The sequence below is a fragment of the Pseudomonas sp. RIT-PI-AD genome, assembly GCF_025642785.1.
Taxonomy (GTDB): domain Bacteria; phylum Pseudomonadota; class Gammaproteobacteria; order Pseudomonadales; family Pseudomonadaceae; genus Pseudomonas_T.
Genome location: NZ_JANZKU010000005.1, coordinates 197,976 through 213,987 on the forward strand (window position 1 = coordinate 197,976; position 16,012 = coordinate 213,987).

Sequence of the window (16,012 nt, forward strand, 5' to 3'; positions counted from 1 at the left end):
AAAGACGCATAGTCGGTTCAGGCCAGCAGAGCGGCGGCGAGCAGCAGCACGGCGCCGCCGACGAGGGATACCGCGTACCAGCGCACCTGTCCGGTTTCGCTGCGGCTCAACACCTCGTGTCCACCCCGTGCCAGGCGCGGGATCAGGCCGATGCCACTGTCGATCGGGTCATGCCCGAGCAGACGACAGAGCAACAGATAGGGTTTGACGAAGAGCACGCCGTACAGCCAGTCGAAGCCCCAGGCGGCATACCACCAGGCGCCGAGGAAGCGTCCCGGTGCGCTCTTGGCCAGCGCGCCGACGAACCGCCGCTTGCCGAGGAACAGCAGGGCGGCGAGCAGGATGCCGGCCAGGGCGATGGCGCCCGAGGCGATCTCCAGGGCGTGCTTGCTCTCGCCACCGGTGTGCCCGGCACTCTCCGGCAACACGCCGGCGAGGGGCGGAGTGATCAGCGCGCCGATGAAGGTCGAGAGCACGATGAGCGTCGCCAGCGGCAGCCAATGGGAAATCCCGTGACCGGCGTGGGCTTCGGTCTTGGCTTCGCCGTGGAAGGCGATGAAGATCAGCCGGAAGGTGTAGATCGAAGTCAGGAAAGCACCGGCCAGGCCTGCATAGAGCAACCATTGGTGGCCGCTGGCGAAGGCTTCCCAGAGAATCTCGTCCTTCGAGTAGAAGCCCGCGGTGACCAGCGGCAGGGCCGACAGGGCGGCGCCGCCGACGATGAAGCTCGCATAGGCCAGCGGCAGCTTCTTCCACAGGCCGCCCATCTTGAAGATGTTCTGCTCGTGGTGGCAGGCGACGATCACCGCGCCGGAGGCGAGGAACAGCAGCGCTTTGAAGAACGCGTGGGTCATCAGGTGGAAGATCGCCGCGTCCCAGGCGCCGACGCCGAGGGCGAGGAACATGTAGCCGATCTGGCTCATGGTGGAGTAGGCGAGGATGCGCTTTATGTCGGTCTGCACCAGGGCGGCGAAGCCGGCCAATACCAGGGTGGTGCCGCCGACGATCCCCACCAGCTCGAGGATGTCCGGGGTGAGCAGGAACAGGCCATGGGTGCGGGCGATCAGGTAGACCCCGGCGGTCACCATGGTGGCCGCGTGGATCAGCGCGGAAACCGGCGTCGGGCCGGCCATCGCATCGGCCAGCCAGGTCTGCAGCGGCAACTGGGCGGACTTGCCCACCGCGCCGCCTAGCAGCATCAGGGTGGCGATCCACAACCAGTTGTCGCCGGCCAGGTATTTCTGCGGTGCCAGGGCCATCAGTTGCTGGATGTTCAGCGTGCCCAGGTGCTGGAACAGGATGAACAGGCCAATGGCCATGAACACGTCGCCGATCCGGGTGACGATGAAGGCCTTGAGGGCGGCATTGCCGTTGTTCGGGTTGCTGTAATAGAAACCGATCAACAGGTAGGAGCAGAGCCCCACCCCTTCCCAGCCGAAGTAGAGGAACAGCAGGTTATCGCCGAGCACCAGGAACAGCATGCTGGCGATGAACAGGTTGGTGTAGGCGAAGAAGCGCGAATAGCCCTCTTCCCCGCGCATGTACCAGGAGGCGAACAGGTGGATCAGGAAGCCCACGCCGGTGACCACGCCGAGCATGGTCAGCGACAGGCCGTCCAGGTACAGGGTGAAGCTGGTGGTGAAGCCGGCTACCGCCATCCACTGCCAGAGCACCTGGGTATAGGCCCCGCCCGGCGGCGGTGCCACATTGAATTGCCAGATGATCCAGGCGGCGGTGAGGGCGGACAGGCCGACCGAGCCGACGCCGATCAGCGCCGAGGCGTTTTCCGACAGGCGCCCACGGGAGAACGACAGGATCAGCCAGCCGAGCAGGGGGAACAGAAAGGTCAGGAATAGAAGGTTCATCCGCGCATCTCGCTGGCAGCGTCGATATCGAGGGTGTGGAAGCGGCGGTACAGCTGCAGCAGGATCGCCAGCCCGATGCTGGCTTCGGCCGCGGCCAGGGTGATCACCAGGATGAACATCACCTGCCCGTCGGCCTGGGCCCAGCGGGCGCCGGCGACGACGAAGGCGAGGGCGGCGGCGTTCATCATCACTTCCAGGCTCATCAGTACGAAGAGGATATTGCGGCGCACCATCAGGCCGAGCAGCCCCAGGCTGAACAGCACGCCTGCCAGGGCCAATCCGTGTTCCATGGGAATCGAGTGCATGGCTTATTCCTTAGCTTCGTGGCGGCCGAGGTGGTAGGCCGCGACCAGTGCCGCCAGCAGCAGCATGGAGGCGAGTTCGACGACCAGCAGGTAAGCCCCGAACAGGCTCACGCCGACGGCCTTGGCATCCACGGTGGTCTGGCCGATGGCGCCCGCGCTGGGGCTGCCGAACAGCACGTAGAGCAGTTCCACCAGCAACGCGGCGGACAGCACGCCCGGGCCGATCCAGACTTTCGGCAGCAGCCATTTGCGCTCCTGCTCGACCACCGCGCGGCCGAGGTTGAGCATCATCACCACGAACACGAACAGCACCATGATGGCGCCGGCGTAAACGATGATCTCCAGCGCGCCGGCGAAGGGCGCGCCGAGGCTGAAGAACACCATCGAGACCGCCAGCAGCGAGATGATCAGATAGAGCAGGGCATGCACCGGGTTGCTGTTGGTGACCACCCGCAGGGTGGACAGTACGGCGACGCCAGCGGCGAAATAGAAAGCGAATTCCACAGCGTCTCCTTAGGGCAGCAGGCTCTTCACGTTGATCGGCTCGGCTTCGTTCTGTGCGGCGCCTTTCGGCTTGCCGGCGATGGCCATGCCTGCCACGCGATAGAAGTTGTAGTCGGGGTTCTTGCCGGGTCCGGAGATCAGCAGGTCTTCCTTCTCGTACACCAGTTCCTGGCGCTTGAATTCGGCCATCTCGAAATCCGGGGTCAACTGGATCGCGGTGGTCGGGCAGGCTTCTTCGCACAGGCCGCAGAAAATGCAGCGGGAGAAGTTGATGCGGAAGAACTCCGGGTACCAGCGGCCGTCGTCGGTCTCGGCCTTCTGCAGGGAGATGCAACCCACCGGGCAGGCCACGGCGCACAGGTTGCAGGCCACGCAGCGTTCCTCGCCGTCGGGGTCGCGGGTCAGGACGATCCGGCCACGATAGCGCGGCGGCAGATAGACCGGCTCCTCGGGGTATTGCAGGGTGTCGCGCTTGCGGAAGGCGTGGCCGAAGACCATGACCAGGCTGCGCAACTGGGTGAGGGTGCCGAGCACGACCTCCAGGATGTACTTGAACATGGGATTCTCCTTACTGGGCCGAGGCCAGCACGACAGCGCCGGTCACCAGCAGGTTGATCAGGGTCAGCGGCAGGCAGAACTTCCAGCTGAAGGCCATCACCTGGTCATAGCGCGGACGCGGGATCGACGCGCGGAGCAGGATGAACAGCATGATGAAGAACGCGGTCTTCAGGGCGAACCAGAGGAACGCCAGGGACGGCAGGATATTGAACGGACCGTGCCAGCCGCCGAAGAACAGGGTCACCAGCAGCGCGGAAATGGTCACGATGCCGATGTATTCGCCGACGAAGAACATGCCCCATTTCATCCCGGCGTACTCGATGTGGTAGCCGTCGGCCAGTTCCTGCTCCGCTTCCGGTTGGTCGAACGGGTGACGGTGGGTCACGGCGACGCCGGCGATGAAGAAGGTACAGAAGCCGAAGAACTGCGGAATGATGAACCACAGGTGCTGGGCCTGGTAATCGACGATGTCGCGCATGTTGAACGAGCCGACTTGGGCGACGATGCCCATCAGCGACAGCGCCAGGAACACCTCGTAGGAGACGGTCTGGGCGGAGGCGCGCAGGCTGCCGAGCAGGGCGAACTTGTTGTTGCTCGACCAGCCGGCGAAGAGCACGGCGTACACCGACAGCCCGGCCATGGCGAAGAAGAACAGGATGCCGATGTTGAGGTCGGCGACGCCCCAGGTGGGGGTGATCGGAATGATCGAGAAGGCAATCAGCAAGGCGCCCATGGCGATCACCGGGGCCAGGGTGAAGATCACCTTGTCGGAGAACGGAGGCGTCCAGTCTTCCTTGAAGAACATCTTCACCATGTCCGCGCCGAGCTGGAACATGCCGAAGGGTCCCACCCGGTTGGGACCGTAGCGGTCCTGCCAGAGGCCCAGCAGGCGCCGCTCGACGAAGCTCAGCAGCGCGCCGCTGACCACCACCGCGAGCAGCACCACGATGGCCTTGAGCACGGCGACGATCACGTCGATGAGGGTAGGCGTCAACCAGCTCATTGCGCGGCCTCCTGAAGGACGGTGACCGTGGCGCCGGCCAGGTTCGGCGGTATTCCGGGCAGGCCGGCGGGCAGGCCGACCAGGCCGATGGCCAGGTCCTCGCGGATGTGCAGCGGCAGGCGCAGGGCGCGGCCGTCGACGGTCAGGCTGAGCAGCGCGCCGTCGTTGACCCCCAGGCGCGCGGCTTCTTCCTTGGCCAGCGCCACGTAGGGCTGGGGCATGCGCTCCTGGATCGGCGCGGCGCGGGAGGTGTTTTCCTCACTGCCGAACAGGTGGTGGAAAGGCACCACCTGCCAGGTGCCCTGGGTCGGATTGAACGACGCCGGGGCGGCGTACCAGGGCAGGCTGGCGCCCTTGGCTTCGATCAGGCGCACGCCCGGATCGCCGGCGCGCAGGTGGCCGCCGACCTCGTCCTGGAACTTGTTCCAGGCCTGGGGCGAGTTCCAGCCCGGTGACCAGGCAAAGGGAATCTGCTGGCGGTCTTCCTTGGAGCCCGAGTAACCCTCCATGGAAAACGCGAAGGCGGAGTCGCGGTCCTGCGGTTGACGGGGCTCATGGACGCTGATGTTGGCGCGCATGGCGGTCCGGCCGCTGTAGCGGTGCGGTTCGCGCGCCAGCTTCAGGCCCTTGATGCGGAAGGACGCGGAGGGGGCGGCGTCGCGGATGCGGGCCAGGGAGGGCTGGGCAGCGGCGCAGGCTTCGGTGACCTGGTCGAGCTGGGTCCAGTCGACGGTCCGCTCCTGCAGGGTGCTGTGCAGCGCGTGCAGCCAGCGCCAGCCTTCGCGGACCAGGATGCCGGCATCGTAGTAGCTCGGGTCGAAGACCTGGAAGAAGCGCTGGGCGCGGCCTTCCTGGCTGACCAGGGTGCCGTCGCCTTCGGCGAAGCTGGCGGCCGGCAGGACCAGGTCGGCACGCTCGACGGTAGCGGTGCGCTGGTGATCGGCGACGATCACCAGCTCGGCGGCGTCCAGGGCGGCGTCGACGCGGGCGGCGTCGACGCGAGCGTAGAGATCGTTCTCCAGCACCACCACGGCATCGGCCTGGCCGGACGTCAGGGCTTGCAGCGCCGCTTCCAGGGATTTATCCGCGGCATCGTCGCCGAGCAACAGGGCCAGGCCCATGCTGTTGGCTTCGGACACGACCAGGCTGATGGAGCCTTCCTTGCTGCGATTTTTCAAGGCGCTGGCGATGTTCGCCGCCGCTTCGAGCAGCGCTTTGCTGCCCAGGGAGGCGCCGGACACCAGCAGCGGACGCTTGGCGGCCAGCAGGGCATCGGCGATGCGCTGGACCAGCGCGCTGGTTTCCGCATCCAGCCCGGCCACGGCCGGGGCACTCGGGTCGATGGCGTGGGCCACGGCGAAGCCGAGGCGGGCCAGGTCGTCCGGGGCGGCGTGCACGCATTCGCTGGCGACGTCGTCGAGACGGGTCGCGGCGACGCTGGCGATGAACAGCGGGTTGAGCGCGTGCTGGGCGACGTTCTGTACCGCCGCCATGTGCCAGTCCTGGATCTTCATCGAGGCGGCGATGTCGGTGGCCTTGCCTTTCACCGCCTGGCGCAGGGCGAGGGCCACGCGGGCGGCGGTCTGGGTCAGGTCTTCGCCAAACACGAAGACCGCGTCATGCTGCTCGATGTCGCGCAGGGTGGGGATGGGCAGCGGGCCGTTCTCCAGAATCCCGCGGATCAGGCGCAGGTTTTCCAGCTCGGCGGCGGCGATGCCGGAGTAGAACCGGCCTTCTCCCACCAGCTCGCGCAGGGCGAAGTTGCCTTCGAGACTGGCGCGTGGCGAGCCGATGCCGATCACCCGCTTGCCCTTCAGGCGCGCAGCGGCTTCGTCCAAGGCACGGTCGAGGCCGAGGATGCGCGCGCCATCGCCTTCCCGCAGCCACGGCTGGCGGGGACGATCCTGACGGTTGACGTAGCCGTAGCCGAAGCGGCCGCGGTCGCAGAGGAAGTACTGGTTCACCGAACCGTTGAAGCGGTTCTCGATGCGGCGGATTTCGCCGTAGCGCTCGCCGGGGCTGATGTTGCAGCCGCTCGAGCAGCCATGGCAGATGCTCGGCGAGAACTGCATGTCCCATTTGCGGTTGTAGCGTTCGGAATGGGTCTTATCGGTGAAGACGCCGGTCGGGCAGACCTCCACCAGGTTGCCGGAGAACTCGCTCTCCAGCACGCCATCCTCGACCCGGCCGAAATAAACGTTGTCGTGGGCGCCGTAGACGCCCAGATCGGTGCCGCCCGCGTAATCCTTGTAGTAGCGCACGCAGCGGTAGCAGGCGATGCAGCGGTTCATCTCGTGGGCGATGAAGGGGCCGAGCTCCTGGTTCTGGTGGGTACGCTTGGTGAAGCGATAGCGCCGGGCGTTGTGCCCGGTCATCACCGTCATGTCCTGCAGGTGGCAGTGACCGCCTTCCTCGCAGACCGGGCAGTCGTGCGGGTGGTTGGTCATCAGCCACTCGACGACGCTGGCGCGGAAGGCCTTGGCCTCTTCGTCCTCGATGGAAATCCAGGTGTTATCGGTGGCCGGAGTCATGCAGGACATGACCAGGCGGCCGCGCTTGTCGTTCTCGTCGGTGTACTGCTTCACCGCGCACTGGCGGCAGGCACCGACGCTGCCGAGCGCCGGGTGCCAGCAGAAATAGGGAATGTCGAGGCCGAGGGAGAGACAGGCCTGCAGCAGGTTGTCCGCACCGTCGACTTCGAGATCTTTGCCGTCTACGTGGATAGTGGCCATGGTTCAGTCTTCATCTACCCGCCGAAGCGGATTTGGCTAATGGAATTCTTTTTCTGCCGCCGTCATGGATGACCATGAGGGCCGGCGCACGCCAGGGGCCGGGGTGAGCACATCGGGGCGCTTGGGCGCCCTCGCTCCGCATCGCTCGGGTCTTGCCCGCCCGGCCGGCGTCTGGATTCATGTCAAGCCAGCGGGGCGGCGGCGAAGGCCGCCGGCGCGCCGAACGGAGTCGTCTCGGGAGGCCTTTTCACGCCCGCCTCGAATTCGCCGCGGAAATACTTGATCGCGCTGCCGAGCGGTTCCACGGCACCCGGCGCATGGGCACAGAAGGTCTTGCCGGGGCCGAGGAAGTTGACCAGCCCGAGCAGGGTCTGGATGTCCTCGGCGCTGCCTTCGCCGCGTTCCAGGGCGCGCAGGATCTTCACGCTCCAGGGCAGCCCGTCGCGACAGGGCGTGCACCAGCCGCAGGATTCGCGGGCGAAAAACTCCTCCATGTTGCGCAGCAGCGAGACCATGCTGACGCTCTCGTCCACCGCCATGGCCAAGCCGGTGCCCATGCGCGTGCCGACCTTGCCGATGCCGGCGGCGTACATGGGCGCGTCCAGGTGTTCCGGCAACAGGAAACCGGTACCGGCGCCGCCAGGCTGCCAGCATTTCAGGGTATAGCCGTCGCGCATGCCGCCGGCGTATTCCTCGAACAGCTCGCGGGCCGGGATGCCGAACGGCAGTTCCCACACGCCGGGGTTCTTCACCTTGCCGGAGAAGCCCATCAGCTTGGTCCCCATGTCCTCGCTGCCCTCGCGGGCCAGGGACTTGTACCAGTCGACGCCGTTGCCGACGATGGCCGGGACGTTACACAGGGTCTCGACGTTGTTGACGCAGGTCGGCTTGCCCCAGACGCCGACGGCGGCGGGGAAGGGCGGCTTGGAGCGCGGGTTGGCGCGGCGGCCTTCCAGGGAGTTGATCAGCGCGGTTTCTTCGCCACAGATGTAGCGGCCGGCGCCGGTGTGGACGAACAGCTCGAAATCGAAACCGCTGCCGAGGATGTTCTTGCCCAGCAGGCCGGCTTCCTTGGCTTCGGCGATCGCCCGGTTCAGGTTGCGCGCCGCGTCGACGTATTCGCCGCGCAGGAAGATGTAGCCGCGATAAGCCTTGAGCGCGCGGGCGCTGATCAGCATGCCTTCCAACAGCAGGTGCGGCAGTTGCTCCATCAGCAGGCGGTCTTTCCAGGTGTTCGGCTCCATCTCATCCGCGTTGCACAGCAGGTAGCGGATGTTCATGGTTTCGTCGGCGGGCATCAGGCCCCACTTCACCCCGGTGGGGAAGCCGGCGCCGCCGCGCCCCTTGAGGCCGGAGTCCTTGACCGTCTGCACGATGTCGGCCTGGGCCATGTCCGCGAGGGCCTTGCGGGCGGCACTGTAGCCGTCCTTCTGGCGGTACTCGTCGAGCCAGATGGGTTCGCCGTCTTCGCGAAGGCGCCAAGTCAGCGGATGGGTTTCCGGGCTGCGCGCGATGCGGTTGGCCGGCCCCATGGAGGTGAGCGTCATACGTAGGCCTCCAGCAATGTGGCCACGCCGTCCGGCTGGACGTTGCCGTGGGTGTCGTCGTCGATCATCAGCGCCGGCGCCTTGTCGCAGTTGCCCAGGCAGCAGACCGGCAGCAAGGTGAAGCGGCCGTCGGCGGTGGTCTGGCCGAGGCCGATTCCCAGTTGCCGCTGGATCGCCGACACCACCGACTCATGGCCGCCGATGTAGCAGACCATGCTGTCGCACACGCGGATGATGTGGCGGCCGACCGGCTGGCGGAAGATCTGGCTGTAGAAGGTGGCCACGCCCTCGACGTCGCTGGCCGGGATGCCGAGGATCTCAGCGATGGCATAGACCGCGCCGTCGGGCACCCAGCCACGGGCGTTCTGGACGATCTTCAGGGCCTCGATGGAGGCCGCGCGCGAGTCCTCGTAATGGTGCATTTCGTGCTCGATGGCCGAGCGTTCCGCTTCGCTGAGGGCGAAACGGTCGGTCTGGATCAGGGCTGCATTGCTCATGGTCATTCCTCCTCAGCGATCCACGTCGGCCATGACGAAGTCGATACTGCCCAGATAGGCGATCAGGTCGGCGACCATGCTGCCGCGGATCACCGAGGGGATCTGCTGCAGGTGGGGATAGCTGGGCGTGCGAATCCGCGTGCGATAGCTCATGGTGCTGCCATCGCTGGTCAGGTAATAGCTGTTGATACCCTTGGTCGCTTCGATCATCTGGAAGGACTCGTTGGCCGGCATGACCGGGCCCCAGGACACCTGCAGGAAGTGAGTGATCAGGGTTTCGATGTGTTGCAGGGTGCGCTCTTTCGGCGGCGGCGTGGTCAGCGGATGGTCCGCCTTGTACGGGCCTTCCGGCATGTTGCGCATGCACTGGTCGATGATGCGGATGCTCTGGCGCATTTCCTCGACGCGGACCATGCAGCGATCGTAGGCATCGCCGTTGTGCGCCAGCGGCACTTCGAACTCGAAGTGCTCGTAGCCGGAATAGGGGCGCGCCTTGCGCAGGTCGAAGTCCAGGCCGGTGGAACGCAGGCCCGCCCCGGTGATGCCCCACTCCAGGGCTTCCTGGGTGTTGTACTGGGCGACGCCGATGGTGCGGCCCTTGAGGATGCTGTTCTTCAGCGCGGCCTTTTCGTACTCGTCCAGGCGCTTGGGCAACCAGTCGACGAACTCCTTGACCAAGCCGTCCCAGCCGCGGGGCAGGTCGTGGGCGACGCCACCGATGCGGTACCAGGCCGGATGCAGGCGGAAACCGGTGATCGCCTCGATCACCTTATAGGCGCGCTGGCGGTCGGTGAAGGTGAAGAACACCGGGGTCATGGCCCCGACGTCCTGGATATAGGTGCCGAGGAACAGCAGGTGGCTGGTGATGCGGAAGAACTCGGCCATCATCACGCGAATGAAGTCGACCCGCGCCGGTACCTTGATGCCGGCGAGCTTCTCCACCGAAAGCACGTAGGGCAGGTTGTTCATCACCCCGCCCAGGTAATCGATGCGATCGGTGTAGGGGATGAAACTGTGCCAGGACTGGCGCTCGGCCATCTTCTCGGCGCCACGGTGGTGGTAGCCGATTTCCGGCACGCAGTCGACGATCTCTTCGCCGTCCAGTTGCAGGATGATGCGGAAGGCGCCGTGGGCTGAGGGGTGGTTCGGGCCGAGGTTGAGGAACATGTAGTCCTCGTTCTCGTTGCCGCGCTTCATGCCCCAGTCTTCCGGCTTGAAGCGCGCGGCTTCCTCCTCCAGCTCCTGCTTGGCCAGGGACAGGCTGAAGGGATCGAACTCGGTCGCTCGCGCCGGGTAGTCCTTGCGCAGCGGGTGGCCGGTCCAGGTCGGCGGCATCAGGATCCGCGTCAGGTGCGGGTGGCCGCTGAAGTGGATGCCGTACATGTCCCAGACTTCGCGTTCGTACCAGTTGGCGTTCGGCCAGATGCCGGTGACGCTCGGCAGGGACAGATCGCGCTCGGACAACGCGACCTTAATCATCACGTCGCTGTTACGTTCTATCGACAGCAGGTGGTAGAACACCGTGAAGTCGGCGTCCGGCAGCCCGCGACGCTGGGTCCGCAGGCGCTCGTCGACGCCGTGCAGGTCGTAGAGCATCACATAGGGGCGCGGCAGGTGGCGCAGGAAGCTCAGGACTTCGAGCAGTCGCTCGCGGGCCACCCAAAGCACGGGCATGCCGGTGCGGGTCGCCTGGGCGGTGAAACCCTCGGCGCCGAAGCGGGAATGGAGTTCAGCGACGACGTCTTGGTCGTCGGCCTTGTACGGCGGAATGGACAGAGCGGTGTCTGCAGTCATGGTCTCGGTCGCTATCGGTCAACGTAAAGAAAGAGCCCGGCCTTCTCGTGGAAGGTCGGCTCAGACTTCGTCGGGGCTGCGCAGGTTGGTGACCTGAATACGCTGTTCGCGGCGCTGTTCGCGTTGCGACGGCATTTCGGCACGGTAGATGCCTTGATCGCCGACGACCCACGATAGCGGGCGGCGCTCCTGGCCGATGGATTCCTGCAACAGCATCAAGCCTTGCAGGAACGCTTCGGGACGGGGCGGGCAGCCAGGGATATAAACGTCGACCGGGAGGAATTTATCCACCCCCTGGACGACCGAGTAAATGTCGTACATGCCGCCGGAGTTCGCGCAGGAACCCATGGAAATTACCCACTTGGGTTCCAGCATCTGCTCGTACAGGCGCTGGATGACCGGCGCCATCTTGATGAAGCAGGTGCCGGCGATGACCATGAAGTCCGCCTGACGGGGCGACGCCCGGATCACCTCGGCGCCGAAGCGCGCGATGTCGTGGGGCGCCGTGAACGCGGTGGTCATCTCCACGTAGCAGCAGGACAGGCCGAAGTTGTACGGCCACAGGGAATTCTTGCGTCCCCAGTTGACCGTCGTGTTCAGCGCATCCTCGAGCTTGCCCATGAAGATGTTCTTGTGGACCTGATCCTCTAGCAGAGGATCGGTAACGATCTCCTGCTGACCGACCGGATACTGCTCGTTGGGCGCATCCGGATCGATCCGTGTAAGTTTATATTGCATCGCCAAAGCCTCATTGTTTTAGCTTCGCCTGCCGTTTACGACGGCCTTCGGGCGCCCAGTCGAGCGCACCGATCCGCCATAGGTAGACAAGACCTGCCAACAGAATTGCTATGAAAACGGTAGCTTCGATGAGGCCGGCCCAGCCGCTTTCGCGAACGGATACGGCCCAGGCGAACAGAAAGAGGGCTTCTACGTCGAAGATCACGAAGAGCATCGCGACCAAATAGAATTTGGCGGAAAGGCGCAGGCGCGCGTTGCCGGTGGGGAGCATGCCGGATTCGAAGGGGTCGTTCTTGCTGCGCCCCCAGGCCTTGCTGCCGAGCAGGCTGGACACGCCCAGCATGAATGCACAGAGGCCCACGACCCCGAGAAGGAAAATGGCAAAGGACCAGTTGTGGGTGAGGATCGTCGTGGCTTCCGACATGCCCGGAAACTCCTTAAACAAGCAACGGCATTCGCTATGTTTGAATGGGTGCTGCTGGCAACCTACTGATTCCCCAGCAATCTATTCGGACAATTTTATGCCCGTATCGCCGCTCAAGTAAATTTTTCAGACTAAAAAATTAACTCCCAGGCACTTCAGTTACTTATCGGAAGCGCTACAGCCCACATGCAGTAAGGCTTTGCATCATAGCGGCGGGCGCATTCGAGTGGACTAGGGTTTGCGACATTTAATTCAGTAATTCAACTGAATGATAGTCATTATCGTTTGATGGGTAACTTGTCTCTCCGCTACATATATTAGCGAGAGCGAAGTTATCGATTAGTTTCAGGGTAAATGTCCGGCATGATTCGCCACCGAGGGTTGGCGATTCACACGAGCCGGCCTCGATCGAGCCGGGGAAGGGCTATGTGCCCGGTCAGGTTTCGCCGACGGGCTTTCCCGCTCGGGACCTGGAAAAAACGAAGCCCCGGTATCGCTACCGGGGCTTCGAGGAGACGGAAGGACCTAAGTCGTTCCGTAGCCGCTTAGTGGAACTGGTTCATGGTGTTGTCTTTGCCGCTGGCTTTCAGGGCCGCTTCACCGGCGAAGTATTCCTTGTGGTTGTCGCCGATGTCGGAGCCGGCCATGTTCTGGTGCTTGACGCAGGCGATACCCTGGCGCAGTTCCTGGCGCTGCACGCCCTTGACGTAGGCCAGCATGCCTTGGTCGGCGAAGTACCCCTTGGCCAGGTTGTCGGTGGACAGCGCGGCGGTGTGGTAGGTCGGCAAGGTGATCAGGTGGTGGAAGATGCCGGCCTGGGCCGAACCGTCGCGCTGGAAGGTGCGGATCTTCTCGTCGGCGATCTGGGCCAGTTCGGTTTCGTCGTACTCGACGCTCATCAGCTTGGCGCGATCGTAGGCGGATACGTCCTTGCCTTCGGCGGCGAACGCATCGAACACTTGCTGGCGGAAGTTCAGGGTCCAGTTGAAGGACGGGCTGTTGTTGTAGACCAGCTTGGCGTTGGGAATCACTTCGCGGATGCGGTCGACCATGCTCTTGATCTGGCCCACGTGCGGTTTCTCGGTCTCGATCCACAGCAGGTCGGCGCCGTTCTGCAGCGAGGTGATGCAGTCCAGCACGCAGCGGTCTTCGCCGGTGCCCTTGCGGAACTGGAACAGGTTGCTCGGCAGGCGCTTGGGACGCAGCAGCTTGCCTTCGCGCTTGATCACCACGTCGCCATTGCCCAGATCGGCTTCGCTGATTTCCTCACAGTCGAGGAAGGCGTTGTACTGGTCGCCCAGGTCGCCCGGCTCGTTGGTGACGGCGATCTGCTTGGTCAGGCCGGCGCCCAGGGAGTCGGTACGGGCGACGATCACGCCGTCGTCGACACCCAGTTCGAGGAACGCGTAGCGAACTGCGTTGATCTTGGCCAGGAAGTCGGCGTGGGGAACGGTCACCTTGCCGTCCTGGTGGCCGCATTGTTTCTCGTCGGACACCTGGTTCTCGATCTGGATGCAGCAGGCGCCGGCTTCGATCATCTTCTTGGCCAGCAGATAGGTGGCTTCCGGGTTGCCGAAGCCGGCATCGATGTCGGCGATGATCGGCACGACGTGGGTTTCGAAGTTGTCGATCTGGGCCTGGATTTCGTCTTGCTTGGCCTTGTCGTTGCTGGCGCGGGCCGCGTCCAGCGCGGTGAACAGCAGGTCCAGTTCGCGGGCATCGGCTTGGCGCAGGAAAGTGTACAGCTCCTCGATCAGGCCGGAAACCGCGGTTTTTTCATGCATCGACTGGTCGGGCAGCGGTCCGAAGTCGGAACGCAGGGCGGCGACCATCCAGCCGGACAGGTAGAGGTAGCGCTTGTTGGTGGTCTTCAGGTGCTTCTTGATGGAAATCAGCTTCTGCTGACCGATGAAGCCGTGCCAGCACCCCAGCGACTGGGTGTAGACGGAGGAGTCGGCGTCGTACTCTTCCATGTCCTTGCGCATGATGGCGGCGGTGTACTTGGCGATGTCCAGGCCGGTCTTGAAACGGTTCTGGGCGCGCATGCGAGCCACGGATTCCGGGTTGATAGCGCTCCAGCTGTTACCTGCTGTCTCTTTCAGAGCGGCTACGGCTTTGATGTCGTTTTGATAAGCGGACATGGTCAATCCTTCAAGTGTGTATGGGTTGAGCACCGACTTTCCCGTGTGGACCCTGGGGATCGTGACGGGTAGCTCACCGCAGAACGTTGAGAATGTGACCGAACGAGAGCGAGACGTGGGAGGGTGGCGCGGTGTACAGAGGATGACTTCAGTCAGGTAGGCGAACCGCCGCTGAATCTCGCTGGCGATGTCGCGGGCTGAACCGGTCGATCCGGCTGATACGTTGAAAACGCTTCCCCGTCCCTCAGGACAACTTTCGTTCCAGTCGCAATCTCGTCGAACTGCCTTGTGGGCTGTAGCAACACGGATCGACTCGGCTGGTCGGCTGGAGGCGGTCCGAGGCCGTTTCAGCGGCCTTGATTAGCGGGAGCGGAGTCATCATGCCTTTCGAACAAGCGTTCGTCAAACATTTTGTAGTGTTTTTCTGAGGGCACTACATGCGGTCCGGGAACGACCCGGAAGTCAGCTTTCAGTTGGCCAGTTCCACCTTGAGACGCACGCTGGTGTCGCTACGACCCTGGGTGGAGCGGTGCTGGAGGACGCCGTTTCGATCGCTGTCGATGTCCTCGGCGACGCCACCCAGGGTCATCCATTCGCCCAGCCTGCCGCTGAGCTGGGTATCGGCGCTCTGCACGTCGATCACGCCGGGGTGGGTCTGGCTAAGGCGATCGTTATTGCTGCTGATGGCGACGTGCACGATATCCCCGGTGACGCTGGCGGTGACGTAGAACCCACGCGTGACGGCGTGGTATTCGGTGTTCTGGTAGACCCTTCCGTAGGCGTCGCGCCCACTGGAGGTGAGGGGCACATTCTGGCCGACCTGGATAAGCGCCGGATAGCCTTCGCTGGCCTGAATCCGTTGGCTGTTCCCGCTTCTTCCAGCGGTATTGCGGCGGATGATACGGACTTGGTCGCGCCCTTGGACTTCCCCCCGGCCGGCCTGCACCTCCACGCCGCCGACGCTGGCGGAGCCGTTCACCGAATAGCCGCTGTCATCCTGAGCCCGGTCCTCGGCGGTTTCCACGCTGATCAACAACTGTTTGGGTTGTTTGTCCAGCTGCTCGAGGAGGGTGCGCAGTTCCTGGATCTTGCCCGGGGAGGCGTTGACGATGAGTTGATTGCCATAGGCACTGATGCGCCCGGCGTTGCCCATGATCGCCTGGGCAGTGGGCAGGATTTCCTCGGCGGTTCTGTAGTTGAGCGGGATGATTTCGGTTTCGGCGCGGAGCGATGCGCTGAACAGGAACAGGGCCAAGAGCAGGATGCGAGAGGTCATAGCAGGAAGCTCCGCAGGTCGGGATCGGTGATGCTGTTGTCCCAGGCCTGATCGAATGCCGTCTGGCGGAGGCGTACGCGGCCGGGGTCGTTGTACAGGGCGTAACCGGCATACGCATCCGGTTCCGGGCGCAGCAGCAGACCGCGATCGTCGGCCAGCAGATAGGCCGCCTCGTCGTTGGGATAGTCCGGGTTGAGCTTGCGGATGTGGCAATTGCTGGAGAGGCGGCGCGCCAAGTTGAGCAGGCGATTGCCTTCTTTCACTGCGCGAGTGGCGTCGCGCAGTAAAATGCGCAGACGATTCCTGGGGTGCGCGATCAGGAAGCGCGTGCATGCTTCCTGCACGCTGCTGTGATGGTAAAGCCAGGGTTCCAGATCCGGGGTGTACAGGCACAGGCTGCGTTGCGCCTGTTGCAGTAGCGCCAGCCCATGGGCGCGGGCTTCTTCCGGTCTGCCGAAGCGTTGCAGGTCGGCCTGCTGCCCGAGAACGAAGGGCGCCGCCTCCCATTGTTGCGGGGAGGGCAGCGAGGGTTCCGGGTTGTGGATGGAGAAACGCCCCGGTGAATCGAAATCGATGGCCGGCAAGTCGCTGGCTTCGGTCGGGTCTTCCGGGGCGTTAGGATTCATCG

The 16,012-nt window shown here is 64.2% G+C and carries 14 protein-coding genes; all 14 read right to left on the reverse strand.

All coding sequences use genetic code 11. The features are described 5' to 3' along the window. Positions 1-17: 17 nt before the first annotated feature. On the reverse strand, positions 18-1,865 hold the full coding sequence (nuoL, locus tag OGL92_RS06600) for an NADH-quinone oxidoreductase subunit L (RefSeq protein WP_263141940.1): 1,848 nt from the start codon (positions 1,863-1,865) through the stop codon (positions 18-20). Then, positions 1,862-2,170, reverse strand: a complete 309-nt coding sequence (nuoK, locus tag OGL92_RS06605; RefSeq protein WP_263141941.1) for an NADH-quinone oxidoreductase subunit NuoK — start codon at positions 2,168-2,170, stop codon at positions 1,862-1,864. The genes nuoL and nuoK overlap by 4 nt, the downstream gene beginning before the upstream one ends. A gap of 3 nt (positions 2,171-2,173) precedes the next feature. After that, a complete protein-coding gene (nuoJ, locus tag OGL92_RS06610; RefSeq protein WP_263141942.1) occupies positions 2,174-2,674 on the reverse strand; it encodes an NADH-quinone oxidoreductase subunit J in 501 nt (166 codons plus the stop codon). Positions 2,675-2,683: 9 nt separating this feature from the next. Beyond that, on the reverse strand, positions 2,684-3,232 hold the full coding sequence (gene nuoI / locus OGL92_RS06615; protein WP_263141944.1) for an NADH-quinone oxidoreductase subunit NuoI: 549 nt from the start codon (positions 3,230-3,232) through the stop codon (positions 2,684-2,686). 10 nt (positions 3,233-3,242) lie between these two features. Then, entirely contained in the window at positions 3,243-4,235 is a 993-nt protein-coding gene (gene nuoH, locus OGL92_RS06620) for an NADH-quinone oxidoreductase subunit NuoH (RefSeq protein WP_263141946.1), read from the reverse strand. Further along, positions 4,232-6,967, reverse strand: a complete 2,736-nt coding sequence (nuoG, locus tag OGL92_RS06625) for an NADH-quinone oxidoreductase subunit NuoG (RefSeq protein ID WP_263141948.1) — start codon at positions 6,965-6,967, stop codon at positions 4,232-4,234. The genes nuoH and nuoG overlap by 4 nt, the downstream gene beginning before the upstream one ends. A gap of 182 nt (positions 6,968-7,149) precedes the next feature. Further along, entirely contained in the window at positions 7,150-8,514 is a 1,365-nt protein-coding gene (nuoF, locus tag OGL92_RS06630; protein ID WP_263141951.1) for an NADH-quinone oxidoreductase subunit NuoF, read from the reverse strand. Continuing rightward, entirely contained in the window at positions 8,511-9,011 is a 501-nt protein-coding gene (gene nuoE, locus OGL92_RS06635; protein WP_263141953.1) for an NADH-quinone oxidoreductase subunit NuoE, read from the reverse strand. The genes nuoF and nuoE overlap by 4 nt, the downstream gene beginning before the upstream one ends. A 12-nt stretch (positions 9,012-9,023) precedes the next feature. Further along, complete coding sequence (gene nuoC / locus OGL92_RS06640; RefSeq protein WP_263141955.1) at positions 9,024-10,805, reverse strand: NADH-quinone oxidoreductase subunit C/D; 1,782 nt, start codon at positions 10,803-10,805, stop codon at positions 9,024-9,026. A 60-nt stretch (positions 10,806-10,865) separates the two neighbouring features. Beyond that, on the reverse strand, positions 10,866-11,543 hold the full coding sequence (locus OGL92_RS06645) for an NADH-quinone oxidoreductase subunit B (protein ID WP_263141962.1): 678 nt from the start codon (positions 11,541-11,543) through the stop codon (positions 10,866-10,868). A 10-nt stretch (positions 11,544-11,553) separates the two neighbouring features. Continuing rightward, on the reverse strand, positions 11,554-11,967 hold the full coding sequence (locus OGL92_RS06650) for an NADH-quinone oxidoreductase subunit A (RefSeq protein WP_263141966.1): 414 nt from the start codon (positions 11,965-11,967) through the stop codon (positions 11,554-11,556). A 545-nt stretch (positions 11,968-12,512) separates the two neighbouring features. After that, positions 12,513-14,108: an isocitrate lyase gene (locus OGL92_RS06655; protein WP_263141967.1), complete on the reverse strand. Its 1,596-nt coding sequence runs from the start codon at positions 14,106-14,108 to the stop codon at positions 12,513-12,515. Positions 14,109-14,577: 469 nt separating this feature from the next. Beyond that, the gene (locus OGL92_RS06660; RefSeq protein ID WP_263141970.1) at positions 14,578-15,384 is read right to left on the reverse strand and encodes a secretin N-terminal domain-containing protein; all 807 of its coding nucleotides are present in this window, start codon (positions 15,382-15,384) and stop codon (positions 14,578-14,580) included. Beyond that, the gene (locus OGL92_RS06665) at positions 15,381-16,010 is read right to left on the reverse strand and encodes a histone acetyltransferase HPA2 (protein ID WP_263141971.1); all 630 of its coding nucleotides are present in this window, start codon (positions 16,008-16,010) and stop codon (positions 15,381-15,383) included. The genes OGL92_RS06660 and OGL92_RS06665 overlap by 4 nt, the downstream gene beginning before the upstream one ends. Positions 16,011-16,012: the final 2 nt, after the last annotated feature.